Origin of the sequence: Komagataeibacter xylinus (genome assembly GCF_031081985.1) — a bacterium.
In the GTDB taxonomy this organism is placed as follows: Bacteria; Pseudomonadota; Alphaproteobacteria; order Acetobacterales; family Acetobacteraceae; genus Komagataeibacter; species Komagataeibacter xylinus_E.
The window spans coordinates 428,981-454,478 of record NZ_JARWSK010000004.1; the positions used below are offsets into that span (position 1 = coordinate 428,981).

Annotated in this window: 20 protein-coding genes, 1 tRNA gene and 1 pseudogene; 17 read left to right on the plus strand and 5 right to left on the minus strand. The window is 60.5% G+C overall.

Annotated features, from left to right (window positions below):
• Window positions 1-4 precede the first annotated feature (4 nt).
• From nuoN to QEG70_RS10250, 7 genes are all read left to right on the plus strand, one after another.
• Window positions 5-1,429, plus strand: a complete 1,425-nt coding sequence (gene nuoN / locus QEG70_RS10220; protein WP_061272211.1) for an NADH-quinone oxidoreductase subunit NuoN — start codon at window positions 5-7, stop codon at window positions 1,427-1,429.
• A 3-nt stretch (window positions 1,430-1,432) separates the two neighbouring features.
• Window positions 1,433-2,224 (plus strand): biotin--[acetyl-CoA-carboxylase] ligase, encoded by a 792-nt coding sequence (locus QEG70_RS10225; RefSeq protein WP_308720544.1) that lies wholly within the window; start codon window positions 1,433-1,435, stop codon window positions 2,222-2,224.
• A 298-nt stretch (window positions 2,225-2,522) separates the two neighbouring features.
• A complete protein-coding gene (locus QEG70_RS10230; RefSeq protein ID WP_308720545.1) occupies window positions 2,523-4,166 on the plus strand; it encodes a ribonuclease J in 1,644 nt (547 codons plus the stop codon).
• 473 nt (window positions 4,167-4,639) lie between these two features.
• Window positions 4,640-5,962 (plus strand): proline--tRNA ligase, encoded by a 1,323-nt coding sequence (gene proS / locus QEG70_RS10235; protein ID WP_308720546.1) that lies wholly within the window; start codon window positions 4,640-4,642, stop codon window positions 5,960-5,962.
• A gap of 2 nt (window positions 5,963-5,964) precedes the next feature.
• Complete coding sequence (locus tag QEG70_RS10240) at window positions 5,965-7,209, plus strand: lipoprotein-releasing ABC transporter permease subunit (protein ID WP_308720547.1); 1,245 nt, start codon at window positions 5,965-5,967, stop codon at window positions 7,207-7,209.
• Window positions 7,202-7,906: an ABC transporter ATP-binding protein gene (locus QEG70_RS10245; RefSeq protein ID WP_308720548.1), complete on the plus strand. Its 705-nt coding sequence runs from the start codon at window positions 7,202-7,204 to the stop codon at window positions 7,904-7,906. The genes QEG70_RS10240 and QEG70_RS10245 overlap by 8 nt, the downstream gene beginning before the upstream one ends.
• Window positions 7,907-8,007: 101 nt before the next feature.
• Window positions 8,008-8,490, plus strand: coding sequence for a hypothetical protein (locus tag QEG70_RS10250; protein WP_308720549.1), 483 nt, complete (start codon window positions 8,008-8,010; stop codon window positions 8,488-8,490).
• 85 nt (window positions 8,491-8,575) lie between these two features.
• On the opposite strand, the gene QEG70_RS10255 is transcribed toward QEG70_RS10250, so the two are convergent.
• The 3 genes from QEG70_RS10255 to QEG70_RS10265 form a co-directional block, all read right to left on the minus strand.
• A complete protein-coding gene (locus QEG70_RS10255; protein ID WP_308720550.1) occupies window positions 8,576-8,833 on the minus strand; it encodes a hypothetical protein in 258 nt (85 codons plus the stop codon).
• 101 nt (window positions 8,834-8,934) lie between these two features.
• Entirely contained in the window at window positions 8,935-9,093 is a 159-nt protein-coding gene (locus QEG70_RS10260) for a hypothetical protein (protein ID WP_308720551.1), read from the minus strand.
• Between the two features lie 45 nt (window positions 9,094-9,138).
• Window positions 9,139-9,606, minus strand: coding sequence for a hypothetical protein (locus QEG70_RS10265; RefSeq protein WP_308720552.1), 468 nt, complete (start codon window positions 9,604-9,606; stop codon window positions 9,139-9,141).
• A 138-nt stretch (window positions 9,607-9,744) separates the two neighbouring features.
• On the opposite strand from QEG70_RS10265, the gene dnaE reads away from it, so the two are divergent.
• From dnaE to QEG70_RS10300, 7 genes are all read left to right on the plus strand, one after another.
• The gene (gene dnaE / locus QEG70_RS10270; RefSeq protein WP_308720553.1) at window positions 9,745-13,179 is read left to right on the plus strand and encodes a DNA polymerase III subunit alpha; all 3,435 of its coding nucleotides are present in this window, start codon (window positions 9,745-9,747) and stop codon (window positions 13,177-13,179) included.
• A 158-nt stretch (window positions 13,180-13,337) separates the two neighbouring features.
• On the plus strand, window positions 13,338-14,507 hold the full coding sequence (gene metX, locus QEG70_RS10275) for a homoserine O-acetyltransferase MetX (RefSeq protein ID WP_308720554.1): 1,170 nt from the start codon (window positions 13,338-13,340) through the stop codon (window positions 14,505-14,507).
• Between the two features lie 2 nt (window positions 14,508-14,509).
• The gene (gene metW / locus QEG70_RS10280) at window positions 14,510-15,124 is read left to right on the plus strand and encodes a methionine biosynthesis protein MetW (protein ID WP_078524387.1); all 615 of its coding nucleotides are present in this window, start codon (window positions 14,510-14,512) and stop codon (window positions 15,122-15,124) included.
• 27 nt (window positions 15,125-15,151) lie between these two features.
• On the plus strand, window positions 15,152-15,763 hold the full coding sequence (locus QEG70_RS10285; RefSeq protein ID WP_308720555.1) for a nitroreductase family protein: 612 nt from the start codon (window positions 15,152-15,154) through the stop codon (window positions 15,761-15,763).
• Window positions 15,764-16,071: 308 nt separating this feature from the next.
• A complete protein-coding gene (locus QEG70_RS10290) occupies window positions 16,072-17,415 on the plus strand; it encodes a DEAD/DEAH box helicase (RefSeq protein ID WP_061272239.1) in 1,344 nt (447 codons plus the stop codon).
• A 493-nt stretch (window positions 17,416-17,908) separates the two neighbouring features.
• The gene (bcsA, locus tag QEG70_RS10295; RefSeq protein ID WP_308720556.1) at window positions 17,909-22,501 is read left to right on the plus strand and encodes a UDP-forming cellulose synthase catalytic subunit; all 4,593 of its coding nucleotides are present in this window, start codon (window positions 17,909-17,911) and stop codon (window positions 22,499-22,501) included.
• A 26-nt stretch (window positions 22,502-22,527) separates the two neighbouring features.
• The gene (locus tag QEG70_RS10300; protein ID WP_308720592.1) at window positions 22,528-22,776 is read left to right on the plus strand and encodes a transposase; all 249 of its coding nucleotides are present in this window, start codon (window positions 22,528-22,530) and stop codon (window positions 22,774-22,776) included.
• Between the two features lie 95 nt (window positions 22,777-22,871).
• On the opposite strand, the gene QEG70_RS10305 is transcribed toward QEG70_RS10300, so the two are convergent.
• A tRNA-Ser gene (locus QEG70_RS10305) sits at window positions 22,872-22,961 on the minus strand.
• Window positions 22,962-23,119: 158 nt separating this feature from the next.
• On the opposite strand from QEG70_RS10305, the pseudogene QEG70_RS10310 reads away from it, so the two are divergent.
• From QEG70_RS10310 to QEG70_RS10320, 3 genes and pseudogenes are all read left to right on the plus strand, one after another.
• Window positions 23,120-23,607 (plus strand): annotated as a pseudogene (locus tag QEG70_RS10310) (transposase); the annotation flags it as partial.
• Between the two features lie 79 nt (window positions 23,608-23,686).
• Complete coding sequence (locus tag QEG70_RS10315) at window positions 23,687-24,409, plus strand: hypothetical protein (protein ID WP_308720557.1); 723 nt, start codon at window positions 23,687-23,689, stop codon at window positions 24,407-24,409.
• Window positions 24,410-24,771: 362 nt separating this feature from the next.
• On the plus strand, window positions 24,772-25,239 hold the full coding sequence (locus QEG70_RS10320) for a barstar family protein (protein ID WP_308720558.1): 468 nt from the start codon (window positions 24,772-24,774) through the stop codon (window positions 25,237-25,239).
• A gap of 41 nt (window positions 25,240-25,280) precedes the next feature.
• Here QEG70_RS10320 and QEG70_RS10325 read toward each other — a convergent pair whose 3' ends face one another.
• A complete protein-coding gene (locus tag QEG70_RS10325) occupies window positions 25,281-25,451 on the minus strand; it encodes a hypothetical protein (protein WP_308720559.1) in 171 nt (56 codons plus the stop codon).
• Window positions 25,452-25,498 lie beyond the last annotated feature (47 nt).

Below are 25,498 nucleotides of genomic sequence, written 5' to 3' on the forward strand. Positions count from 1 at the left end.
ACCAATGAACTGGACACTTGCTCTGCCCGAAATCGTGCTGGCCCTGTCCGGGCTGGTCATCCTGCTGGCCGGGGTGATGCAAAAGCGCGGTCAGGCTTTCTTTTCATGCACCATGATGACGCTGTTCGCCTTGGTGGTGACGGCGGCCCTCGTGGTGCTCTCGCCCGATGGCACGGGTTACAGCCATGTCTTCATCAATGATGGCTTTGCGCGTTTCATGAAGGTGCTGGCGCTGGCGGGGGCGGCACTCTCGCTGGTGCTGGGTATTGGCTATGCGCGCGAGATGGAAATCGACAAATTCGAGTTTCCCGTGCTGGTGCTGTTCTCGACCCTTGGCGCCATGATTATGGCCTCATCGGGCAACCTCATGACGCTGTTCGTGGGGCTCGAACTCTCTTCGCTGTCCATCTACATCCTGTGCGCCTTTGCGCGTGATCAGGTGACGGCGGCGGAGGCGGGGCTGAAATACTTCGTGCTCGGCTCGCTGGCCTCGGGCATCCTGCTTTATGGCATCTCGCTGGCCTACGGCTTTGCTGGCACGCTGGATTATGCCGGGTTGCAGCAGGCGGTGCGCGGCAGCGCCGTGCTGCCGGCGGGGCTTATGGTGGGCATCGTGTTCGTGCTGGTGGGGCTGTGCTTCAAGCTGTCCATGGTGCCGTTCCATATGTGGACGCCCGATGTGTACCAGGGTGCGCCCACCTCGGTCACCGCCTACATGGCGGGTGCCCCCAAGATTGCAGCATTCGCCGTGCTGCTGCGGGTGATGGCGGGGCCGTTCGGCTCCATGGCGCACCAGTGGCAACTGCTGATCGAGGTGGTCTCGGCGGCGTCGATGGTGTTTGGCGCGCTTGCGGCCATTCCGCAGGGCAACATCAAGCGGCTCATGGCGTATTCCTCCATCGGGCATATGGGCTACGCCATGATCGGCCTTGCGGCGGGCACGGCGGAGGGCACGCGCGGCACGCTGGTCTATCTGGTGACGTATCTGTTCATGAACGTGGGCGCGTTCGCGGGCATCGTGGCCATGCGGCGCAAGGGCCGCGCGGTCAGCCGCATCAGCGACCTTGCGGGGCTGGGCCGCAGCGACCCCGGCATGGCGCTGGCCATGGCGGTGTTCATGTTCTCCATGGCGGGCGCACCGCCGCTGGCGGGCTTCTTTGGCAAGCTCATGGTGTTCTATGCCGCGATCAACGCGCAGCTTTACGGGCTGGCGGCCATCGGTATCATCAGTAGCGTGATCGGGGCGTATTATTATATACGCATCGTCAAGATCATGTTTTTCGATGCCGCCGCCCCGGCGCTGGACCGTGCGCCGGTTTCGGTCTCGTTCGTGTCCGTCGGCATGGGGCTGGTCACGGTGTTCTTCATCGTGGCCCTCGGCCCGGTTGCTACGGCGGCACAGGCGGCGGCTGCTGCATTGTTCAGGTAGTTCATGACCCATAGCCCCTCAGCTTTCCGCACCATGAGCATTCCCCGCAGCGGGGGGCGCACATGGCCGTTGCAGGTGCATGACAGGCTCGGCTCCACATCCGACCTGTGCAAGGACATGCTGGCGGCAGGCGACGGGCAGGACGGGCTTGCGGTGCTGGCCCTTGAACAGACAGCCGGGCGCGGCAGCCGGGGGCGCGAATGGCGTGATCCGGGCGGCAATCTGGCGCTGTCGGTCATGCTGGTGGGGCAGGGGGCGGTGGTGCCGGTGGGGGCGTGGCCGTTTATTGCAGGGCTTGCGCTATATGATGCCGTGGCGGGCTTCCTGCCTGAACCGGGCGCGTTGGAACTCAAATGGCCCAATGACCTGCTGCTGCACGGACGCAAGATGGCGGGCATCCTCATCGAGACGGGGGCGGCTGAGGCAGGCCCGTGGCAGGTGATCGGCATGGGGGCCAACCTTGCCGCCGCCCCGCGCATAGAAGGCCGTGAACTGGCCTGCCTGGCGGAATGTGGCGTTGCGGTCAGCCCGACCGACATGGCGCGCGCCATTTTGCGCGCCCTCGATACATGGCTGGAATGCCATGCGGCGCAGGGGTTTGGCGCTATACGCGCGGCGTGGCTTGCGCGGGCGCACCCGCCGGGCACCAGGCTGCGTGTGGTGGCGGGCAACCAGGCTTTCAGTGGCACGTTTGCCGGGCTGGCGGATGACGGAATCCTGCTGCTCGACACCCCCGCAGGCCCCCGGCAGGTGGTGACGGGCGAGGTGCTGATGGCGGGTGGCAGGCAAGAATAATCCGCCCCGATTGCGGAAAGAGATTTAAGTCAGGGGGATTACATGATAATCCCTTGCAGGAATTCATCGTGCGTCGTTTTGTTTCGGTGCGGTGTCGAACGCCATTTTCCGGGCGGGAAATGCGCTGGTTCCACCGCCTGCTTCAGGCCGCGCACACTGCCAGCGACTGGCGAGAGAACAGGATCTTGGCCCTGATCGGGCTGACAACAGGACAGGCAAACCGGCACGGAACAGGCGTTCCGGGCCCTTTCTTCAAACGCATCTTCCAACCCATGATATCTTGTAACAGGACCTTTTAATGAATGACATGACAGGCGTTTCTTTCCTTCCGCTGGGCGGAACCGGCGAAATTGGCATGAACCTCAACCTCTACCGCCAGGGCGATACGTGGCTGGCGGTGGATTGTGGCATCGGCTTCAGCGGCAACGACACGCCCGAGGCCGAGATCATCCTGCCCGACCCCGTATTCATCGCCGAGCGGCGCAAGGCGCTGGCGGGTCTGGTCGTGACCCATGCGCATGAGGACCATCTCGGCGCCATCGCCCATCTGTGGCCGCAGCTTGGCTGCCCGGTCTATGTAACGCCGTTTGCCGCAGCCGTGCTGCGCCGCAAGCTTGGCGAGGCAGGGCTTGTGCAGCAGGTGCCCATCCATGTGATCGCGCCCGGTGGCGCGTTCAACGTGGGGCCGTTCGACCTGCGTTTTGTCTCGGTCACGCATTCGGTGCCGGAATCACAGTCGCTGGTGCTGCGCACGCCGCAGGGCATCATCATCCACACCGGTGACTGGAAGATCGACCCCGACCCGCAGGTCGGCCCGCCGACCGACCTTGAAACCTTTGCAGCCCTTGGCCGCGAGGGCGTGCTGGCCATGGTGTGCGACAGCACCAACGTGCGCACCGAAGGGCCTTCCGCATCGGAAGCCGATGTGCGGCGCGAGATGATCCGCCTCATCGCATCGCTTGAAGGCCGCATTGCCGTCACCTGCTTTGCCAGCAACGTGGCCCGCGTGGAAACGCTGGCCAAGGCGGCGCAGGCCGCAGGCCGCCGCGTGGCCGTGGTGGGCCGCAGCCTGCGCAACCTCGAGGTTGCAGCGCGGGAATGTGGCTACCTGTCCGATGTGCCGAACTTCCTGTCCGAGCAGGATGCCAATTCGGTGCCTGACAACCAGATCATGCTGATCGTGACCGGTAGCCAGGGCGAGCCGCGCTCGGCGCTGTCGCGCATTGCGTCCGACACGCACCCCAACATCTCGCTTGGCGAGGGGGATACGGTCATCTACAGCAGCCGCATGATTCCCGGTAACGAGCAGGCCGTCATCCAGGTGCAGGACAATCTGACCCGGCGCGGCGTGCATGTCATTACCGACAAGGATCATCTCGTGCATGTGTCCGGCCATGCCACGGGCGGTGATGTGCGCAAGCTGTATGACCTCGTGCGTCCGCGCTTCCTCATTCCCGTGCATGGCGAGTGGCGTCACCTGACCGCCAATGCCGCCATTGCGCAGGAACTCAACATCGAGCCGGTGCTGCTTGAAGATGGCGATATTCTCGACATCCGCAGCGACGGGGTGGAAGTTGGCGACACCGCGCCCACCGGGCGGCTGGTGCTTGATGGCGGCCGCATCCTGCCCATGAATGGTGGTGTGCTGTCGGCGCGGCGGCGCATGCTGTTCAACGGCATGGTGCTGGGCAGCTTTGCCGTCGATGACGAGGGCTACCTGATCGGCGACCCCAAGGTGAGCGCCCCCGGCCTGCTTGATGCCGAAGACCCCGAGACCGCGCGCGTGACGGAAGAATTCGGCAATGCGCTCGATGAAATTCCCGATGAACTGCGCGAGAACGACGCCACCTTCCGCGAGGCCGCCAAGACCGCGCTGCGCCGCGCACTCGGCCGCAAGCTGCAAAAGCGCCCTCTGGTAGATGTGCATCTGCTGCGCGTCTGAGAAGCTGTTTCAAAACAACTCATTGATAAAAAATGACAAAAGTTTTTGGGCGCCGCCTTTTTTCAAAAAGGCGGTGTTCTTTGAAGCTTTTTGAAAAAAGCTTCACCAAAAACTTCCTTATGATTTCTGGATGTTTTTCCGGGCTGACTTTTCAGGCAGTCCCTAAGTCCGGCGGCACAGTGCAAACATTTATGGCAGGGAACGGACGGACCGTTTCCTGCCATTTTTTATTGGTACGTTTTCCCTAAACCCGGCGGCTTTCGTGCAACCCGATTTGTGGGGGCACCATACGCCCGCAAAAGGCGCGTGGCCATGCCTGCTCACGCGGATGTTTACGGCCCTGCAGGCCGGTTGCATCACGCTTGAGTGTAATGCGGGCGTGCATCGGGTGCACATGCCCCATTCCACGGGCGTTGTGATTGGTCTAGGGTCCGCAGCATTATCGGTTCTCATACGTCAAGGTTCATACGGATATGCGTCTGTCCCGCAGTTTTCTGCCGACCCTCAAGGAAAATCCGGCCGAGGCCCAGATCACCTCGCACCGGCTCATGCTGCGCGCGGGCATGATTCGCCAGACATCGGCTGGCATCTATGCCTGGCTGCCCGCTGGCCTGCGCGTGCTGGAGAACATCGCCAACATCGTGCGCGAGGAGCAGGATGCAGCCGGCGCGCAGGAAGTGCTGATGCCCACCATGCAATCCGCCGAGTTGTGGAAGCGCTCGGGCCGGTATGATGATTACGGCCCCGAGATGCTGCGCATCCGCGACCGCCACGAGCGCGACATGCTGTTCGGCCCGACCAATGAGGAAATGATTACCGATATCTTCGGGCAGGTGGTCAAGTCCTACAAGGAACTGCCGCAGGTTCTCTACCAGATCCAGTGGAAGTTCCGTGACGAGGTGCGCCCCCGCTTTGGCGTGATGCGTGGCCGCGAGTTCTACATGAAGGACGGCTACAGCTTCGACCTCGATACGGCCTCGGCGGTGGATACCTATCGCCGCATGATGCTGGCCTACCTGCGCACCTTCCAGCGCCTTGGCGTGCGCGCCATCCCCATGCGGGCCGATACCGGGCCGATTGGCGGCGAGCTGAGCCATGAATTCCTCATCCTTGCCCCCACGGGCGAGAGCGGCGTGTTCTTTGACAGCGCGCTCGAGGATCAGGACTGGCTGGGTGAGGACGTGGACACCAATGACCGTGCCTCGCTGGAAAAATTCTTCACGCGCATGACCTCGTTCTATGCCGCGACCGACGAGATGCATGACGAGAAGGCATGGACCGAAGTGCCCGCCGACCGCCAGCGCGAGGGGCGTGGCATCGAGGTGGGGCATATCTTCAACTTCGGGCGCAAATACACCCAGTCGATGGATATTGCGGTCAGCGGGCCCGATGGCGCGCCGATCTACCCCGAGATGGGCTCCTACGGCATTGGCGTCTCGCGCCTCGTGGCCGCCATCATCGAGGCCAGCCATGATGAAAACGGCATCATCTGGCCTCAATCCGTGGCGCCTTTCAAGGCGGTCATCATCAACCTCAAGAATGGTGATGCCCAGTGCGATGCGCTGTGCGAGCAGCTTTATGGCGCAGCGCCCCGAGCCCTGCTGTATGATGATCGTGCCGAGCGGGCAGGGGCCAAGTTTGCCGATGCCGACCTGATGGGCCACCCGTGGCAGCTGATCGTGGGCCCGCGCGGGGCGAAGGAAGGCAAGGTGGAAGTCAAGAACCGCCGCACCGGTGAGCGCACCGAGGAGACGTTGGAAGGCGCGCTGGCCCTTATCGCGAAACTGCAGGGCTGAGCATGTTCGGTCCCTTCGAGCGGATGATCGCCGGGCGCTACCTGCGGGCCCGGCGGGGGGAGCGGTTCGTTTCCATCATCGCGATCTTTTCGCTGGTCGGGATCGCGCTTGGCGTGGCCACGCTGATTATCGTGATGTCGGTCATGAACGGGTTCAAAGCCGACCTGCTCGGGCGCATCCTTGGCCTTAATGGCGACCTGAGCGTGTATGGCCTGAGCCGCACCATCAGTGATTATGATGCCGTGGCAGGCCGCGTGCGCGGCGTGCCGGGCGTAGTTTCGGCAGCACCGCTGGTTGAATCGCAGGTGCTGCTCAATTCGGGCAGCTACAACGCGGGTGGCCTTGTGCGGGGCATGACGCGGGCCGACCTGGTGGGCTTGCATGAGGTCAGTGACAACCTTGTTGCGGGCAGCCTTGATGACTTTGGTGGCGATGACACGATCGTTGTCGGCACCACGCTGGCCGAGCGCGCGGGGCTGACCGTGGGCGGCAGGCTCACCCTTGTCTCGCCACAGGGGGCAGCCACCGCATTCGGCACCATGCCGCGCGTGCGCGCCTACCGCGTGGTGGCGATTTTTGATGCGGGTGTGAGCGACTATAATTCCAGCTACGTGTTCCTGCCGCTGCATGCCGCCCAGGTCTATTTCCAGCTACCGGGGCAGGTGACGCAGGTGCAGGTCATGACGAAGGACGCGGAAAACGTCATCCCCATCCGCACGGCGATTGAAAAGGCGATGGATGGCGAAGTGCGCGTAATGGACTGGACCCAGAGCAACAACGCCTTCTTTGGCGCGGTGCAGGTGGAGCAGAACGTGATGTTCCTGATCCTCACGCTCATCATCCTTGTCGCGGCCTTCAACGTCATTTCCTCGCTGATCATGATGGTCAAGGACAAGAGCGCCGATATTGCCGTGCTGCGCACGCTGGGCGCCACGCGCGGCGCCATCATGCGCATCTTCCTCATGTGCGGGGCTTCGGTGGGGGTGACGGGCACGTTTGTCGGCACCGGACTGGGCATCGTGTTCTGCCTCAACATCGAGCGGATCCGGCAACTGCTTCAGCGCATGACCGGCACCGACCTGTTCAATGCCGAGGTGTATTACCTCGAGCACCTGCCCGCCAAGCTGGTATGGTCGCAGGTGATCGAGGTGATCGCCATGGCGCTTGTGTTGTCGCTGCTGGCCACACTCTACCCCTCATGGCGGGCGGCCAAGACCGACCCGGTGGAGGCCCTGCGCCATGAATGACAACACCGTCAATACCGCCCCGCCGCTGCATCTTGATGGCGTGGTGCGCCGCTATATCAGCGGTGAGGAAACGCTCGAAGTCCTGAGCGGGGCGGACCTTACGCTGCGTGGTGGCGAGATCGTGGCCCTTGTGGCCCCCTCGGGCACCGGCAAGTCCACCTTGCTGCATGTGGCGGGCCTGCTGGAAAAACCCGATGCAGGCTGCGTGCTGCTGGCAGGGCAGGATGCGGGCGCGCTGGCAGATGGCGGGCGCACGGAACTGCGGCGCGACCGGATCGGGTTTGTCTATCAGTTCCATCACCTGCTGGCCGAATTCACCGCGCGCGAGAATGTCATGATCCCGCAGATGATTGCGGGTGTTGCGCGCGCGCAGGCGCGGGCGCGGGCGGATGAACTGCTGGCCGATTTCGGGCTGGCACACCGGCTGGACCACCTGCCGGGCAAGCTTTCGGGCGGGGAGAAGCAGCGCGTGGCCATTGCGCGCGCGCTGGCCAACCGCCCGCATGTGCTGCTGGCCGATGAGCCGACCGGCAACCTCGATGTCAATACATCCGATGCCGTGTTCGATGCCCTGCTCGTCACCGTGCGGGCGCATGGCGTGGCAGCCCTGATCGCGACCCATAACATGGACCTTGCCCGCCGCATGGACCGCATCGTGACCCTGCGGGATGGAAAGGTGGTGCCGGTGGAAGGGTGACACGTTTGCGCCCGGCCCTATAGGGCAGGCAGGCAGGCAGGCAGGCAGGCAGGCTTGTGCACGGCGCAAGGGCCGGGCATCAAAATAGCTGAGGGTAGAGCATGAGTTATTTTGAACGATACAGACATCTTCATATCGAACTGTTTGGCCGTGACGAGAACAACCTGCCGCTGAAGTGGATCAGATGCTACGATACGGACAGGCCGGGCATCTATGATGACTGTTTCCTGATCGACTGGAACGGTTCCATACGGGCGCATGCGATCTGGTATGAAGATAACAACCTGGCCATTCAGCAACATACGGCGCTTTCATTCACCACGCATGTGGATGACCTGTTTCTTCATATGAAGAAAACGCATGAACAGGCACAGTTTTTTATTTTCACAAATGAATATGTGCTGCAGCACAACCTGTTCAGGCTTGAAGGCACGCCACCTTTTGCAAAAGAGCCGGGACTGGATATCAACCACATTGTAAAATTCATGAAGGAAAAGAAAAAGCGCGAAGAGCAGAAAGCCATCGAGAATAAAGCCAGGCTCTCGATGATGAATTTCATTCACCGGATTACAACGCTTTTCTGACGGGGCATGGCCCGCCCCGCCCCGCCCTGATTTCGCCCCTGCCAGCACCATGACAGGGCACGAGAGTGCGCAGGTCCGCGCCAGGCTATTCCGCCTGCCAGAAGGTCAGGCACACGCCCGGTTCATTTTCCAGGCCATCGGCGGAAATTTCAAATTCGAATTTTCTGTCAGGAAAACACCTGTTCAGTGCCATGCGCCAGTATTTCTCAATCTGGTGGGCGAAGATGACCATCAGTTCGATGTCTTTTTTATACCGTGCGTCTTCATCCGTGAGGGAAGGGGGCCATTCTTCCCATTTCTGGAAATGGCTGCCTATTTCAAATAGATTGAGGTAATGTTCCATCTGCTGCCTTTCCTTGAATTCTCTTGGTTTCCCTTCATCTATTTTTATATTTTCTTCTATATATTGTATGGTTTCTTTATTTTTCCATAAAATATAACCGTCTATTTCAAAAAAAATCCCGGGTTTAGCACGCCGATTGTGGCAAGGGCCTGCTCTACTGTGACAAGATGCGTGGCATGCAGGAAAAAATCATGATTTTCGAAAGGAGCGGTGAATAATTCCAAAATATTCTCATCAAGACCATTTTTGCAAATCTTCATGTGCCTGTTCCTTATGTATTGAGCATGAATGGAAATATTAAAGAGTTATTTCTGGCAGAATGTGATAACGGGACCATAATCCTGCTCGTCATGGAAATATTTTACGGCAAATTCCCGCTCAGGAAATTTCTGCCTTAAAACCATATCCCATGAAAGCCGGACAACCTTGCCTATTTCCTCAAAAACCATATCAGGAACGTCCCCGCTGAAGCATTCAAACACTTCGTAAAGGAACGTGTTGTTCATACTTTCTTCAATTGTTCTTTTATCATTCCTATAGTTTTTGCGGGCATCCAGAAAATTGCTTTCGGTATAATAATACTCCAGAAGGAAGCACCCATCCACCACGATAATGGAGGGGAACAGCAGCGCACAGAAAGCCAGTGATGTGTAAGGGCTGCAATTGCTGACAATATAGGCCAGCTTGTCTTGCGCGCTGCCCGGTTCCATTGCATTCATGATTGAATTGACATTTTCAATACAGGGCAGGGAATCAACGAGTTCGGTTTTCATAATATCACCTCTCCGCAAAAGGCATTGTGTAGCGGATTGCCGCATGGCCACAACTGCCTTGGTCGTGCACCACCTTTGCTGCCTTACGGCCGTGTCCGGGGAGTGCACATCGCGCCCCGAGTGGGGTAGAATGGCTGCATGTCCCATGCCGATTTTGTCCATCTGCGCGTCCACTCCGCCTATTCCCTGAGCCAGGGGGCCATCCGCGTGCCTGAACTGGTGGCGCTGGCGCATGACATGCGCATGCCCGCCGTTGCCATAACCGATACGGGCAACATGTTTGGCGCGCTCGAATTCTCGCAGTATTGCGGCAAGAAAGGCGTGCAGCCCATCATCGGCTGCCAGCTCGCACTCCCCTCGCGTAGCGACAAACCCGGCATGCCCGCCGAGCCACTGGCGCTGCTGGCCCGCAACGCGGAGGGGCTGGCCAACCTGCAGTTCCTGTCCTCGGCCGGGTTTTTGCAGCACGAGACGGACGAGCCAACCGTAACACTCGACCAGTTATGCGAACGTGCGGGTGGGCTGTTCCTGCTCACCGGCGGCAGCCGTGGCCCGCTGTTCCACATGCTGGCCGAAGGGCAGGAGAAAGAAGCCGCCCGATTCATGGACCGCCTGCATGAGGCCTATGGCAGCCATATGGCGGTTGAACTGCACCGCCACGGGCAGGCGGCCGAGCGCGCGGTGGAGCCGGGCATGATCGCCATGGCCGACCGCATGGGCCTGCCGCTTGTCGCCACCAATGAGTGCTTCTTCCCTAAGCCCGACATGTACGAGGCACATGACGCGCTTTTATGCATTGCCCAGGGCCGCACCATGGCCGAGCGCGAGCGCTGGCGCGTCACCCCCGAGCACTGGTTCAAGCCGCCCGAGGTCATGCGCGAACTCTTTGCCGACCTGCCCGAGGCCTGTGACAACACGCTCGAGATCGCGCGCTGCTGCGCAGTGCAGGTGGAAACGCGCAAGCCCCTCCTGCCCATGTGCCCCAAGGTGCAGCCCGGCAAGACCGAGGACGAAACCCTGCGCAACATGGCCATCACCGGCCTGAAAAACCGCCTGTCGCGCATGAGCGTGGATGACGAGACGCGCACGAAATATGAGGAACGCCTTGCGTTCGAACTCGATATTATCGCGCAGATGGGATTTCCCGGCTACTTCATGATCGTGGCCGACTTCATCCAGTGGGCCAAGGCGCATGACATTCCCGTAGGGCCGGGGCGTGGCTCGGGCGCAGGCTCGCTCGCCGCATGGGCGCTGACCATTACCGATATCGACCCCATTCCCTTCAACCTGCTGTTCGAGCGCTTCCTCAACCCCGAGCGCGTGTCGATGCCGGATTTCGATATCGATTTCTGCCAGGACCGGCGTGATGAGGTCATCAGCTACGTCCGCAGCGAATACGGCCCGGACCGCGTGGCCCAGATCATCACCTTCGGTAAATTGCAGGCCCGTGCCGCCGTGCGCGACGTGGGGCGCGTGCTTGGCCTGCCATTCGGCATGGTCAACCGCGTGGCCGAACTCATTCCTAACAACCCCGCCCAGCCGGTCACACTCAAGCAGGCGATCGAGGGCGAGCCGCGCCTGCAGGAAATGCGCGACGAGGACGAGGCCATCCGCCGCCTGCTGGAAATTGGCCAGCAGCTCGAGGGCCTGTTCCGCCACGCCAGCACGCATGCAGCAGGCGTTGTGATTGGTGACCGCGAGCTTGTGGAACTGGTGCCGCTCTACCGCGACCCCAAGAGCGAGATGCTGGTCACGCAGTATAACATGAAGTTCGTGGAGCAGGCGGGGCTGGTCAAATTCGACTTCCTTGGCCTGACCACGCTTACCATCCTGCAACGCGCGGTGCAGTTTTTGCATGGCATGGGCATTGAGGTTGACCTGTCCGCCCTGCCGCTGGATGACGAACTGACCTATGACATGCTGGCGCGTGGCGATACGGCGGGCGTGTTCCAGTTTGAAGGTGCTGGCATGCGCGACGTGCTCAAGCAGATGCGCCCGACCCGGCTTGAGGACCTGATCGCCGCCGTGGCCCTGTACCGCCCCGGCCCCATGGCCAACATCCCCGATTACTGTCGCCGCAAGCATGGCGAGGCATGGGAGCCCCCGCACGAGGAAATCCGCGACATCCTTGAAGAGACCTACGGCATCATGGTCTATCAGGAACAGGTCATGCAGATTGCCCAGAAAATGGCGGGCTACAGCCTGGGCGGGGCCGACCTGCTGCGCCGCGCCATGGGCAAGAAGATCCGCGCCGAGATGGACCGCCAGCGCGTGACCTTTACCGAAGGGGCGATGAAACGCGGCATCGAGCAGGACAAGGCTGCCGAGGTGTTCGACCTCATGGCCAAGTTTGCCGATTATGGCTTCAATAAATCGCACGCCGCAGCCTACGCACTGGTGTCGTACCAGACCGCGTGGATGAAGGCGAACCACCCCGTGGCCTTTATTGCGGCCTGCATGTCGCTTGCGCGGGAAAAGACCGACAAGCTGGCCGGCCTGCGTCAGGAGGCCGACCGGCTGGGCATTCCGCTCCTTCCGCCTGACATCAATGCCTCGGGCGCCGATTTTACGGTGGAAAAACTGCCCGATGGCGAGACCTACGGCATCCGCTACGCGCTGGCGGCCGTAAAAAAGGTGGGGCTGGGGGCCATGCAGTCGCTCGTTGCGGTGCGCGGCAACAAACCCTTTACCGACCTTGAGGATCTCGCCGCACGCCTTGACCCCAGGCAGGTCAACAAGATGCAGCTTGAAAACCTGGCCCGTGCGGGCGCGTTCGACACCATCCTGCCCAACCGTGCGCAGGCCTGCGGGGCGGCCGAGACCGTGATGCGCCGGGCGCAGGCCAACGCGCAGGAGGCGGCAAGCGGGCAGATCGGGCTGTTTGGCGGCGGCGGTGGGGCACCCGCCCAGCGAGAGCCGCTGCGCCTGCCGCGCTGTGCCGACTGGCCGGAATTCGAGCGGCTGAACATGGAGGCCGATGCCATCGGCTTTCACCTGACCGGCCACCCGCTGGATTCCTACGGCCCGCTCATGCGCAGGCTCGGTGCAATCCGGGCCACGGGGCTGGAGGCGGCCGCTCAGGCCGGGATCGGGCGCGTGAAGATCGCGGGCTGCGTGGTGGACCGCAAGGAGCGGCCCACGCGCACGGGCAACAAGATGGCATGGGTGCGCCTGTCAGATGCATCGGGCGGGTGCGAGGTTACGTTCTTCTCCGAGGTGCTCTCGCGCGCGCGCGAAATTCTGGTGGCGGGCAATGCCGTGGTGGTCACGGCTGACCTCAAGCTGGAAGGCGAGGCGCTGCGCATTACCGCATCCGACGTGATGGAACTTGAACAGGCGGCGGCGGAGGCGGCGGCGGAACTGCGCATCTGGTTCGACCAGGCCGAGGCGATCGAGCCAATCCGCGACGTGCTGCTCGGCCATGGCAGCGGGCGGGGGCGGGTGATCCTGATGCCATCGGTCGCTGCAACGCAGGATGTGGAACTGACCCTGGCCGAGCGCTACCGCGTGACCCCGCGCGTGGCGCAGATGATCAAGGCCATTGAAGGGGTGGGCAAGGTAGAGCAGTTTTAAATGTTACTTATTGATAACGTATAAATAAATGCAGAATGCTCCGGGGCGGCCCATCGCCTTGTCGTGAGGGCATGAACCTTGCAAGGGCAGGGCAGGGGTGCCATACGCAGGGGCTGCCTTTTGCGCACCATCCCTGTTCATGCAACGCCGGATACAGAATGGACAACGCCATTCCCGCCACCAGCCTGTCGCACCAGAGCGTAACCTTTGCCGAGGGCCTGCCGCTTGACTGCGGTTTCCATCTCGCCCCTGTTGATGTGGCCTACCGCACCTATGGCAGGCTCTCGCCTGCGCGCGATAACGCCATCGTGGTCTGTCATGCGCTGACCGGCGACCAGTACGTGGCCGACCCGCATCCGCTCACCGGCAAGCCCGGCTGGTGGAGCCGTATGGTCGGCCCCGGCCTGCCGATTGATACTGATCGCTTCTTCGTCATCTGTAGCAACGTGCTGGGCGGCTGCATGGGCACCACCGGGCCGCGCAGCCCGCGCACGCTGCCCGATGGCACGCAGGAGCCGTGGGGCACCGATTTCCCCCCCATCACCATCCGCGACATGGTGCGCGCGCAGAAGCTGCTGGTCGAGCACCTGGGCATTACGCGCCTGCTGGCCGTTGTTGGCGGCTCGATGGGCGGCATGCAGGTGCTCGAATGGGCCGCGACCTACCCCGAATGCGTGTTCGCGGCCCTGCCCATTGCCACAAGCCCGTTCCATTCCGCCCAGAACATCGCGTTCAACGAGGTCAGCCGTCAGGCCATCTTCGCTGACCCGCAATGGCATGGCGGGCGCTACTGGGAATGCGGCGAGATCCCGGCGCGCGGGCTGGCGGTGGCGCGGATGATGGCGCACATCACCTACCTTTCCGAGGCCGCGCTGACCCGCAAGTTCGGCCGCCGCGTGCGCCATGAGCCGGGTAAAAGCGGGGCAGGGGCGCCGGGCTCGCTGTTTGGCGAGATGTTCGAGGTGGAAAGCTACCTGCGCCACCAGGGCTCGACCTTCGTGCGGCGGTTTGACGCCAACTCCTACCTCACCATCACCCGCGCCATGGATTATTTCGACCTCGGCGCCGAGCATGATGGCGACATGTCGCACCCGTTTGCGGGCACGCGCACGCGCTTTTGCATCGTGTCGTTTTCATCTGACTGGCTGTTCCCCACCTCGCAATCGCGGCTGCTGGCGCGCGCGCTCAACCGGGTGGCGGCCAACGTGTCGTTTGTCGAGATCGAGAGCGACAAGGGCCACGATGCCTTTTTGCTTGATGAGCCGGATTTTGACCGTACCATCCGTGGCTTCCTGTGCGGAGCCGCCGAACATGCCGGGATTGCCTGACCATGCGCCTTGACCAGCGACTCATCGCCGGCATGATCCGCCCCCGCACCCGCGTGCTCGACGTGGGCAGCGGCGATGGCGCATTGCTCGACTACCTGTTCCGCAACAGCGGCTGCGATGCGCGCGGCATCGAGATCGACATGAAGGAGGTGACCCGCTCGGTTGCCCACGGCCTGCCGGTCATGCATGGCGATGCGGATCATGACCTGGCCCATTACCCCGATAACGCCTTTGACTACGTGGTGCTGCAGCGCACGCTCCAGGCCGTCGAGCGCCCGCGTGAGGTGCTGCGCCAGATGCTGCGCATCGGGCGGTATGCCATCGTCTCCTTCCCCAATTTTGGCCACTGGCGGCTGCGCCTGCAACTGCTCACGCGCGGGCGCATGCCCATGACCAGCGTGTGGAGCAGGCCGTGGTACGACACGCCCAATATCCACCCCTGCACCATCCTCGACTTTTTGACGCTGTGCCGCGATGAGGGGTATGGTGTGCAGCAATGGATGGCCGTTGATGAAGACGGCGAGCGCGCACCGTGGCGGCGCTCGATCCGGCTGGCCAACCTGTTTGGCGAACAGGCGCTGTTCCTGCTGCGGCGCAAGGATGGCCCGCGCCCCTGAATGCGCCACGATGGGGAGACCCCGACCATGGACACACTCGAAGCCATTCGCACCCGCCGCGCCATCCGCGCCTATGATCCCGACCACCGGATCAGCGATGCCGAACTGCGCACCCTGCTCGCGGCGGCCCGCATGGCGCCCTCGGCGTTCAATGTGCAGCATTGCCGTTTCGTGGTGGTGAAAGACCCGGCCCTGCGGCGCGAACTGCGCAAGGTGGCGTGGGACCAGCCGCATGTGACCGACGCCTCGGTGCTGATCGTGCTCTGCGCCGACCGTGATGCATGGAAGGAAGACCCCGCCCGCTACTTCAATGGTGCGCCCGATGCGGTGAAGCGGCAGATGGCGGAAACGATTACCCGCTATTACGAAGGCCGTGAATGGGTGCAGCAGGACGAGACCATGCGTAGCTGCGGCCTTGCCGCCCAGACGCTCATGCTCGCCGCCACCGCCATGGGCTATCAGTCCTGCCCGATGGATGGCTTTGATTATGAGGCCGTGGGCAAACTGGTCAATCTGCCGCCCAATCATGTGGTGGCGATGTTTGTGGTCATTGGCAAAGGCACGCAGGAGGCGCTTCCCCGCGTGGGCAAGCTGCCCGACAGCGAGGTCATCCTGACCGACCGCTTTCCCCCGCGCTGAAGCCGGGCGCAGGCCACGCGCATTAAAAGCTTGCGGTCGTGCCCGCAACGCGATAGAGCATCACGCTCGGGAACGGACCGCGCCTGTTCCCCGTGCTGGCTAGATTGCACGTGTCCTTGACGCGGGGGACACGACCATAAGCAGACTGGACCGGCTTCTATCCCTTACATGATATCCTTGCGACGACAGAACGAGTGTCCCCATGCACATGGGGGCCGATTTCGGCTTCATCTGTCGGTTCGCCACCCGGGCACGCAGCACCCCCAGGGGATCGCTGCCCCGTTTTTTCGCGCCAGGAGGCGCCATTCATGACAACGACGTTTGCCGATCTTCATCTTGCAGAGCCCCTGCTGCGGGCACTGGACGAGGAAGGCTACGCCACGCCCACCCCCATCCAGGCCGGCGCCATTCCCTACCTGCTTGAAGGGCGTGACCTGCTTGGGCTGGCCCAGACCGGCACGGGCAAGACCGCAGCCTTCGCGCTGCCCATCCTTGACCGTCTTTTCCGCGAGAAGGGCCGCGCGCACCCCAAGGGCGCGCGCGCCCTGGTGCTGGCCCCCACGCGTGAGCTGGCCTCCCAGATCGGGGAGAGCTTCGCATCCTATGCCCGCCACATGCGCTTCAGCCACGCTGTCGTGTTCGGTGGCGTGGGGCAGGGCCGCCAGATCGAGGCGCTGCGCCGTGGCGTGGACGTGCTCGTGGCCGCCCCCGGTCGCCTGCTTGACCTGATGGGTCAGGGCCATGTCGATCTGTCCGGCCTTGAAGTGCTGGTGCTCGATGAAGCCGACCGCATGCTCGACATGGGCTTCGTGCGCGATATCCGCAAGATTGTCGCAGCCCTGCCCACCGACCGCCAGACCCTGCTGTTCTCGGCCACCATGCCCAAGACCATATCGGACTTGGCGCATGGCCTGCTGCGTGATCCGGCCACCGTGCAGGTCACTCCGCCATCAAGCACGGTGGACCGCATCCGCCAGGCCGTGATGTTTGTCGATACCGGCAACAAGCGCGAGGCGCTGAAGCTGCTCGTTGACTCGCCCAAGGTCGAGCGCGCCGTGGTGTTCACGCTGATGAAGCACGAGGCCAACAAGGTCGCGACCTTCCTCAACGAGCACGGCATCACCGCCGAGGCCATTCACGGCAACAAGTCGCAGGGCGCGCGTGAACGCGCCATGTCCGGCTTCCGTTCGGGCAATGTGAAGGTGCTGGTGGCGACCGATATCGCAGCCCGCGGCATCGATGTGGATGACGTGACTCACGTGTTCAACTACGACCTGCCCAACGTGCCCGAGAGCTATGTGCACCGCATTGGCCGCACGGCACGCGCGGGGCGTGAGGGCTGGGCGGTCTCGCTGTGCGATGCCGAGCAGCGCGCCTGGCTGCGTGATATTGAAAAGAATATCGGCAAGAAGATTCCCGTGGTGTCCGAGCATCCGTACCATTCGGAAGCTGCCGAGAACTCGACCATGCGCCCGCCCGTGCTCGGTGGCGGCGGTCGGGGCCGTGGCGGCGGCGGTGGCCGCCCTGGTGGTGGTCGCCCCGGTGGCGGCGGTCGTCCTGCCGGTGGCGGTCGTCCGCCCGGTGGTGGCCGGGGTGGTCGCCCCGGTGGCAACCGCTCCGGCGGTGGGGGCGGTGGCCGCCGCGCGGTCTGACCCGGCCATGGCCCATGCTGCATGCGCAGGTGGGCTGCGGCACCCGGTGTGATTGAAAAAAGGCGCCTGGCCTCTGGTCGGGCGCCTTTTTGCGTGGATTGCTGCAGGCGGATAAAGTATAATTTTGGATTAATGATTGTTATATTATAAAATAAAATGATAAATTATACCTGATGCAAACATGTCCGCCGCATATTGCAATATTTATACTGGCAAAATAAACAGCCCGGCGTATCTGTGCCATCCGCTTGTGAAATAAATGAAAAAGCCAGATAATATCTTGCAGGGATGGGGGATGCTCATTTACTGTTCCGGCTCGTTAAGAAAAACCTAACAGACACATTCTTTTTTTGTGGAGCCATCGATTATAGGGAACAGGGCGCAGCCGTAGCGCAGGGGGCAACCTGTTGCCCGCAGGGGTTCTGCTGACGCGCCCCCGGGCATGCATATACGTATTGTAGGGCTTTATGTTCGGGTAATCTGGTTGTTAATCATGTTCAGGGAATTATGGCTGAAGTGGGGCGGGGCGGCATTGATGGCCTCGCCTGCCGGGCAGAAGGCGCTGATCTGCCTGCTCATGGCAGGGGGGGCGCTCATCTGCTGCGCGGTGGGGGGCGTCAGCGTCACGCCCATGCAGCAGGGCTGTATTTCCATTGGCACGGTGGGGCTGTTCTTTTTGCTCAACCGCAGGCCGGGGCGCCATATCACCTGCATTCTCATGATGCTGTCGCTGTTCGTGTCCTTCCGCTACCTGATCTGGCGGCTGGGCAGCACGGTGCAGTTTGCCAGCCTGCTCCAGAGCGTGCTGTCAGTCGCACTCCTGCTGGCGGAGGGGTATGCGCTCTCGACCCTGTGCCTGAGTTATTTCCAGATGTCGTGGCCGCTCCACCGCAGGCCCCACCGCCTGCCTGACAATCTTGATGACTGGCCGATGGTCGATGTGTACGTTCCCTCCTATAACGAGGATCTGGAACTGGTACGCTCAACCGTGCTCGGCGCCATGGACCTGCACTGGCCCGAGGGCAAGCTCAACGTCTATATTCTCGATGACGGGCGGCGCAAGGCGTTCCATGACTTCGCCAAGGAATCCGGGGCAGGCTACATCATCCGCTCCGAGAACAATCACGCCAAGGCGGGCAATCTCAACCATGCGATGAAGATCACGAAAGGCGAATTCGTGGTCATTTTCGATTGTGACCATGTGCCCACGCGCTCGTTCCTGCTCAAGACCATTGGCTGGATGGTGGCCGACCCCAAGCTGGCCCTGCTCCAGACACCGCATCACTTCTATTCCCCCGATCCGTTCCAGCGCAATCTGGCTGCGGGCTATGACGTGCCGCCAGAGGGCAACATGTTCTATGGCCTGGTGCAGGACGGCAATGATTTCTGGGATGCCACCTTCTTCTGTGGCTCCTGCGCCGCCATCCGCCGCTCGGCGCTGCTCAGCGTGGGCGGGTTCGCAACCGAGACGGTGACGGAGGATGCGCATACCGCGCTGAAGATGCAGCGCAAGGGGTGGGGCACCGCCTATCTGCGCCAGCCGCTTGCCGGCGGCCTGGCCACCGAGCGGCTGATCCTGCATATCGGCCAGCGCGTGCGCTGGGCGCGCGGCATGCTCCAGATCATGCGGCTTGATAACCCCATGCTCGGCCGCGGCCTGCGGTGGGAGCAGCGATTATGCTACCTGTCGGCCATGTCGCACTTCCTGTTCGCCATACCCAGGGTGACCTTTCTGGTCTCGCCGCTGGCGTTCCTGTTCCTGGGGCAGAACATCATTGCGGCCTCGCCGTTTGGCATTACGGTTTATGCCCTGCCGCATATCTTTCATTCCATCATGACGCTCTCGCGCATCGAGGGCCGGTGGCGCTATTCATTCTGGAGCGAGATTTACGAGACCTCGCTTGCGCTGTTCCTGGTGCGCATCACCATCGTGACCCTGCTCCAGCCGCACAAGGGCCAGTTCAACGTGACCGACAAGGGCGGTCTGCTGGCGCGGGGCTATTTTGATTTCAGTGCGGTTTACCCCAATGTCATCATGGCGTTGATCCTGTTTGGCGGCATGGTGCGCGGCCTGTTCGGCATGGTGTTCGACTACCACGACAAGCTGGCGTTCCAGTCCTTCGCGCTCAATACGCTGTGGATCACCATCAGCCTGATCGTGGTGCTGGCTTCCATTGCGGTGGGGCGCGAGACCCGGCAGATCCGGCACGCGCCGCGCGTGCGGGTCAAGCTGCCGGTTGATATCTGTTTTGAAAATGGCGATGTCTTTCATGCCCATACCACCGATATCTCGCTTGGCGGGGCGGGCGTTACGCTCAACCTGCCCGCCGAGCTTGAAACGCCCGTCGATATCGAATTGCGCTATACCCACCCCGAGGATGGCATTGAAGTGGCCGTGCCCACCCGCATTCTGGGCCAGCGTGGCTCGTGGCTGCACCTGCAATGGAAGATCGAGACGCTGGAAGAGGAACGGCAGGTTGTGAGCATGGTATTCGGGCGGAGCAATGCGTGGGATAACTGGGCTGACTTCAAGGAAGACCGGCCGCTTAACAGTATCTACCAGGTGATCAAAAGCATCGGGGGGCTGCTTGCGCCGCCATATCTGTGGAATATCAGCCCCACAGGCGATGGCGAGGGAGAGGAGGAAAGCGGAGGCAGGAAAGAGGAAGAAAAGCTGGAAAAGAAGAGCCTGATCGTGCCGCCCACCCATCCCAGCAGCATACGTGGCACCACGGGTGCGCTGATCGCGTCTCTTGTGCTGGCGGTCTTTCCCGCCATGGCGGCTGAACCCGTGCATCCCACGGTTTTTGACCGCACGGGCGTATCATCCGCAACGCCCTGGGGCGACAGCAATTCCGGTGATCTGCCCCCCGTGCCGCAGCCGGTGGATTCCGCTGCTGCCGGGCGCATAGCCGATACCGAGGTCACGCGCATTATTACCTTTCGCGACCTGGGGCTGGTCAACGGGCCGCTGAGCCTGACCGGAATCTCCCCGCTGCAGGGGCTTGACGTGGTGGTGCCGGCCAACCGGGTGGTCACGCATGCAACGCTGAACCTGTCTGGCGCGATTTCGCCTTCGCTGCTGCCAGAAGCCTCCGCCGTCAACGTCACGCTGAACGAGCAGTATGTCGGCACGATCCGGGTCGATCCCACGCATCCCGGTTTCGGGCCGGTCGAGTTCCCCATAGATCCGCTTTACTTTACCGAAGACAGCAAGCTCAACTTCCGTTTCGCGGGTGAATACCGGCGCGACTGTAACGACCTGTATAATGATGTGCTGTGGGCCAAGATATCGGACCAGTCCACCATTACCCTCACCACGGCCCGCATCGCACCCGAACGTACGCTTGCCCGTCTGCCCGCGCCTTTCTTTGACCCCGCTCTGCGGGTGGCGATGCGCGTGCCCATGGTCCTGCCCGCGCCCACGCCTGCGCCCGAGGTGCTGCGCGGGGCGGGGCTGGTGGCCTCGTGGCTGGGCCGGATGGCAGGCGCGCACCAGCTTTCCTTTCCCGTATCATCCGCCCTGCCGGATACGGGCAATGCCATCGAGATTGACGAGAACCTGCCGGTTGATGACCAGGGCCACCCGCCCGCAGGGCCAACCCTGCTGGAAACCGCCAACCCCGCCGACAAATGGGGCACCATCCTTGTCGTGACCGGGCGCAATGCGAAGGAGGTCGAGATCGCGGCGCGCAGGCTGGTGTTCTCGCCCGATACGCTGGGCGATGTTGCATCCATCGTGGTGCAGGATGTCAGCCTGCGCCCGCGCCAGCCATATGACGCGCCTGCGTTCATTCCCACCGACCGGCCGGTGCGGCTGGGCGAACTCGTTGCCGCAAGCGACCTGCAGACCGCAGGTTTTGTGGGAGCGCCGCTGCATGTGCCCTTTCACCTGCCACCCGACCTGTATACCTGGCACCAGTTGCCATTCCTGATGGATCTTTGGTTCCGTGCGCCGGATGGGGCGGTGATGGACCTCAATTCATCGCGGCTCGATATCCATCTCAACCATAATTATATCCAGAGCTATTCGCTCCGCCCCAATGGCCTGTGGCGGGTCTGGTCGGAGCGGATGGTGACCCAGCATGCAGGTGCCGTGGGGCATGTCACCGCCATGCCGCCCTGGCTTCTGTTCGGGCAGAATGACCTTCAGTTCAGCTTCAATACCCGCCCGGTGGACTTTGGTGCCTGCCGCCGCACGCCCGGCGACGTGCAGATGGCGATTGATTCTGATTCCATGCTCGACTTCCGGCGTGGGGTGCATTTCACCACGCTGCCCAACCTGTCCTATTTTGCCGAAATCGGTTTTCCGTTCTCGCGCATGGCCGATCTGAGCGAGACTACGGTGGTGCTGCCCCGCTCGCCTGACCATGATACGCTTGGCGCTTATCTGGACCTGATGGGCTTTTTCGGGTCGCTGACGGGCTATCCGGTTGCGGGCGTGCATCTGGCCAGCACGGATGAGGTCGCGCAGAAACCACCTGCGGGCGATGTAATCCTGCTTGCACCGGTGCAGCAGATGGGGGGGGCTGCGGCACTGCTGTCGCGTTCGGCCTATCATATTGATGACAGCCATCTGGCCGTTGGGCAGAACATGGGGCTGCAGGGCATCTGGTACCTGTTTCAGGACCGGGACAGCGCTGGCCTGCGCAATGGTGTTACGGCCAACCTTGATGCCCCCGTAAAGGGGGCGGCGTTCATGATCGGGGCGGAATCGCCCTATGCGGCACATCGGTCGGTTCTGGCGCTGATAGGCGATGATGGCGGCCGGATCGAGGAACTGGTGACCAGTCTGCATGACAGCAAGGTGCTGCCGCAGATACAGGGTGACCTGGTGCTGAAAAACGGCAGCCAGATCACGACCTACCGCACCTCGCCCACCTATAGCGTGGGGCACCTGCCGTTCTGGATGTGGGTGGACTGGTTCCTCTCGCGTCATCCGCTGTTGATGTATCTATGCGGCGTAACGGGGGCGGTCATGTTGGGCACGGGCGCATGGATGTGGCTGCGCGCGCGGGCGCGGCGCCGGGTGCGTGAACAGGAAAAAGCCGATGAAGAAGCCCGCATGCGGGGGGAGGGCCATTAGCAGACCCGGCTGGGTCTGCGTGGCAGATTCATAATGATCCGGGGTACGGCGCAGCGGATACCAGGCAGTTCGTGAATGGCTGCCTGTGGATCAAGCGTAGTGGCGCGTCCTGGTGCCACCTGCCTGAGCGGTATGGTCAATGGCAGACGGTATATCGCCGCTTTAACCGCTGGCACCATGCAGGCGTGTGGGAAAAAGTTTTCGAGATGCTGGTTGCCGATCCGGGCAATGAGTATCTGATGTTTGATACAGACATTCTGCATGCGTATCAGTAGGCCGCGAACGCAAAAGAGCCATCAGGCTTCAGAGCCGTGCCCGATGATAAGGCCTGACTGCCAGAAACAGATTGATGTGGTGTGAATAGTCAGGATGGCGGAGAGGGTGGGATTCGAACCCACGGTACGCTCACACGCACGGCGGTTTTCAAGACCGCTGCCTTCAACCGCTCGGCCACCTCTCCATAGGGTCTGTTTAGCCAGCTATTCCGCCGCCGTCTAGGGGTTGCGCCGCACAAAAACTGCTACACCCATGGGGTATCTGTATCGTCTTTTGTGTTGATCGGCAGCATGCAGTTCAGTCGGTAGATGTCGGCGCCTACCTTGAACGATTGGATGGCGGAGCCAACGGCAGCCATTTCTCGGCAGCCGGACATTACGTTCGACGCCAGAAAGCGGTTCCCGTGCCGGATATGATGGGGCCAGATGCAAAAAGGGCTCAAAGCTGCACATGACCGTGGACACGCCGGGGCAGTTGCCGGCCCTGTATGCCACACCAGCCAGTCGGGATGATTGCGTTGAGGTGGGACGTCTTGCCGCCGCCATTCAGGATGCGACGGACAAGAGCGTTGAACTGGCCTCTGTCGATCAGGTATATACCGGCGAGAAACCAGCCGGGGCAGCACGGGGCCAGGGGATCGCCCATGAGGTCGTCAGGTTGCCCTGCTAACGCGCCGATGGCTTGTCGAGCGATTTTTCGCATGGGTTACACGATGCCGCAGACTCGTCAAAGATTACGAGCGTGACGCTTCAACACTCGCAGGTCTCCTTGTCATTGCGTTTGCATGCTTTATGCTCAGGAATGCAGTTATACTTCCACAAGGTGCATAATATCCTGCAAGAAGCAGGACTACTGAACTTGCATCCTCATATTACGGTATTCGTATTTTACAAACCGTGAGGAATAAAAATGGCGACGTTAAAAGGCGAAGTTCTTACGTTATGTAAAGAGATCGCTAAAAAATTTGAGAATTGGGAATTTTCATCAGAGCAATTCAAAAATAAATCATTGAAACATACGACTCTTATAGTAGGTCTTGGGCTCGGATTTCGTCGCGTAGGCTCTCGCGGTGAAGTTACTGTTTTTCCAAGCGTTTATTTAAATAACAAAAAAACAATGTCTCTGTGTAAAAAAATATTAGGGCGGCCAATTTATACATCTGGAGTATTTTTTGAAGAAATTAGATGCGAACTCACTATGTTGCCAGAGTTTGCGGAATATACACCATGCTTTATTCAGGATAGGGTTGGCTTTATACACGATGGCGGGCCTGATGAGCCATATTGGAGAGATATTTCTGAACTTCCAAGTGTTATTGAGCGATTTCTCATGCAAGGAATTTCTTTTTTTGAGAGGCATTATGATTTCTCAAGTGAGAAAAATATGTTGGAGTTCTTGCCAGCAAAATACAAGGTATCTTCGTCTGGCGGTTATCGGGAATATGAACAAAGCCAAGGCGTTATGCTATGTATAATTCATTGTATTCTGGGAGATTTTGAATTTGTAAGGCGATATAGAAGTGATGAATACAAGGCTGTATTTCCAAAAAAGACCGATGATCTGGACAAAATCATAGAGTGCCTTCCTCAGATGGAAAAATCATGGCGAGAAAAAGGGTACGTTTCGGTCTGAAGTTGCTTTTGATATAACCTAACAGGCCCTAATTGGAATATTCACACTCGGGGGCTGTTAGATCTTGAATGATAGAACGCACTGCATGGTCCATCCGGGAGCCTTTGATCGAGAGAAGTCCGTCCTAAGGGCAAGACCTCACTGAGGAGCCTTCGGCGGACTGTCGCAACCCGATACGAGAAGACAGTCATGCCCTTTCTCTCCATCATCCTCATCGCAGCGACAGCAAAATGCATCAAGAATTAACAGGTCTGGTTATATTAAAAGCGGCCTTATTTTCCATGTATAATGAAGTAAAATATTGAAGTATGCATATGCTGAATTTATAATTTCTATATTAATATAATTGGATATCACATAATATGTTTGAAAAAGATGTATTGAATAATATTGAGGGTCCGTGGCTTTTTCAAACAGACCATCAGGTGGATGTTTATAATAGCTATGATCCAATCATTTTATCAGGATCATCAATGCAGACATTTGATGCATTCTACGATGAAATTTATAAAAAGTTCCATGCGCCGGACTATGCAGGCAAAAATTTCAATGCACTCAGGGATATCCTGACAGACCTGTCATGGCTCATAAACAGAAGCCGATATATCGTCTTTTTTCAAAATGCAGAAGAAATACTGATCAAAGAACAAGAAAATGCCTTGCAGGGCTTTCTGGAAATATTAGAGGCAGTAGGCAGCAAATGGAGCCAGCCCGTAAAGAAGGGTGAAGCATGGGATCGACCCGCCATGCCGTTTCATTCAATCTTACAGGTTCAGGCACTTTCCGCATCCTGTTTCCCCCGCGCGGTTCCTGTCATCGGGGCCGTTTAATCCGGCCTGAACAGGGGCAGTGCGCAGGCATTCAAACCAGTTTAATACGGGTTCGGGTTTGATAACTGTTCATGGGCCAGAGTGCGGAAGCGTTCCTGTTCTTCCAGCGTGGCGGCGTGGGCATCGGTTCCGATGGTCCATTGCCGGTCCGGGTAGTGTAACTGAAAGATCTTGCTGGCCAGTCGTTCAATATCTTCAGGCGTATAGGACATGAGCCCGTTTCCCGCGCATGGTCAGGCACAATAAACCGGGCCACCCT

Bases quoted from the DNA above. Each gene is read 5' to 3' on its own strand.
- QEG70_RS10250 (WP_308720549.1), top strand. From the start codon at position 8,008: ATGAGTTATTTTGAACGATACAGACATCTTCATATCGAACTGTTTGGC.
- QEG70_RS10255 (WP_308720550.1), bottom strand. From the start codon at position 8,833: ATGGAACATTACCTCAATCTATTTGAAATAGGCAGCCATTTCCAGAAA.
- bcsA (WP_308720556.1), top strand. From the start codon at position 17,909: ATGTTCAGGGAATTATGGCTGAAGTGGGGCGGGGCGGCATTGATGGCC.
- QEG70_RS10325 (WP_308720559.1), bottom strand. From the start codon at position 25,451: ATGTCCTATACGCCTGAAGATATTGAACGACTGGCCAGCAAGATCTTT.
- QEG70_RS10285 (WP_308720555.1), top strand. From the start codon at position 15,152: ATGGACACACTCGAAGCCATTCGCACCCGCCGCGCCATCCGCGCCTAT.
- proS (WP_308720546.1), top strand. From the start codon at position 4,640: ATGCGTCTGTCCCGCAGTTTTCTGCCGACCCTCAAGGAAAATCCGGCC.
- QEG70_RS10260 (WP_308720551.1), bottom strand. From the start codon at position 9,093: ATGAAGATTTGCAAAAATGGTCTTGATGAGAATATTTTGGAATTATTC.
- metX (WP_308720554.1), top strand. From the start codon at position 13,338: ATGGACAACGCCATTCCCGCCACCAGCCTGTCGCACCAGAGCGTAACC.
- QEG70_RS10320 (WP_308720558.1), top strand. From the start codon at position 24,772: ATGTTTGAAAAAGATGTATTGAATAATATTGAGGGTCCGTGGCTTTTT.
- QEG70_RS10225 (WP_308720544.1), top strand. From the start codon at position 1,433: ATGACCCATAGCCCCTCAGCTTTCCGCACCATGAGCATTCCCCGCAGC.
- QEG70_RS10245 (WP_308720548.1), top strand. From the start codon at position 7,202: ATGAATGACAACACCGTCAATACCGCCCCGCCGCTGCATCTTGATGGC.
- nuoN (WP_061272211.1), top strand. From the start codon at position 5: ATGAACTGGACACTTGCTCTGCCCGAAATCGTGCTGGCCCTGTCCGGG.
- metW (WP_078524387.1), top strand. From the start codon at position 14,510: ATGCGCCTTGACCAGCGACTCATCGCCGGCATGATCCGCCCCCGCACC.
- QEG70_RS10315 (WP_308720557.1), top strand. From the start codon at position 23,687: ATGGCGACGTTAAAAGGCGAAGTTCTTACGTTATGTAAAGAGATCGCT.
- QEG70_RS10265 (WP_308720552.1), bottom strand. From the start codon at position 9,606: ATGAAAACCGAACTCGTTGATTCCCTGCCCTGTATTGAAAATGTCAAT.
- dnaE (WP_308720553.1), top strand. From the start codon at position 9,745: ATGTCCCATGCCGATTTTGTCCATCTGCGCGTCCACTCCGCCTATTCC.
- QEG70_RS10290 (WP_061272239.1), top strand. From the start codon at position 16,072: ATGACAACGACGTTTGCCGATCTTCATCTTGCAGAGCCCCTGCTGCGG.
- QEG70_RS10240 (WP_308720547.1), top strand. From the start codon at position 5,965: ATGTTCGGTCCCTTCGAGCGGATGATCGCCGGGCGCTACCTGCGGGCC.
- QEG70_RS10230 (WP_308720545.1), top strand. From the start codon at position 2,523: ATGAATGACATGACAGGCGTTTCTTTCCTTCCGCTGGGCGGAACCGGC.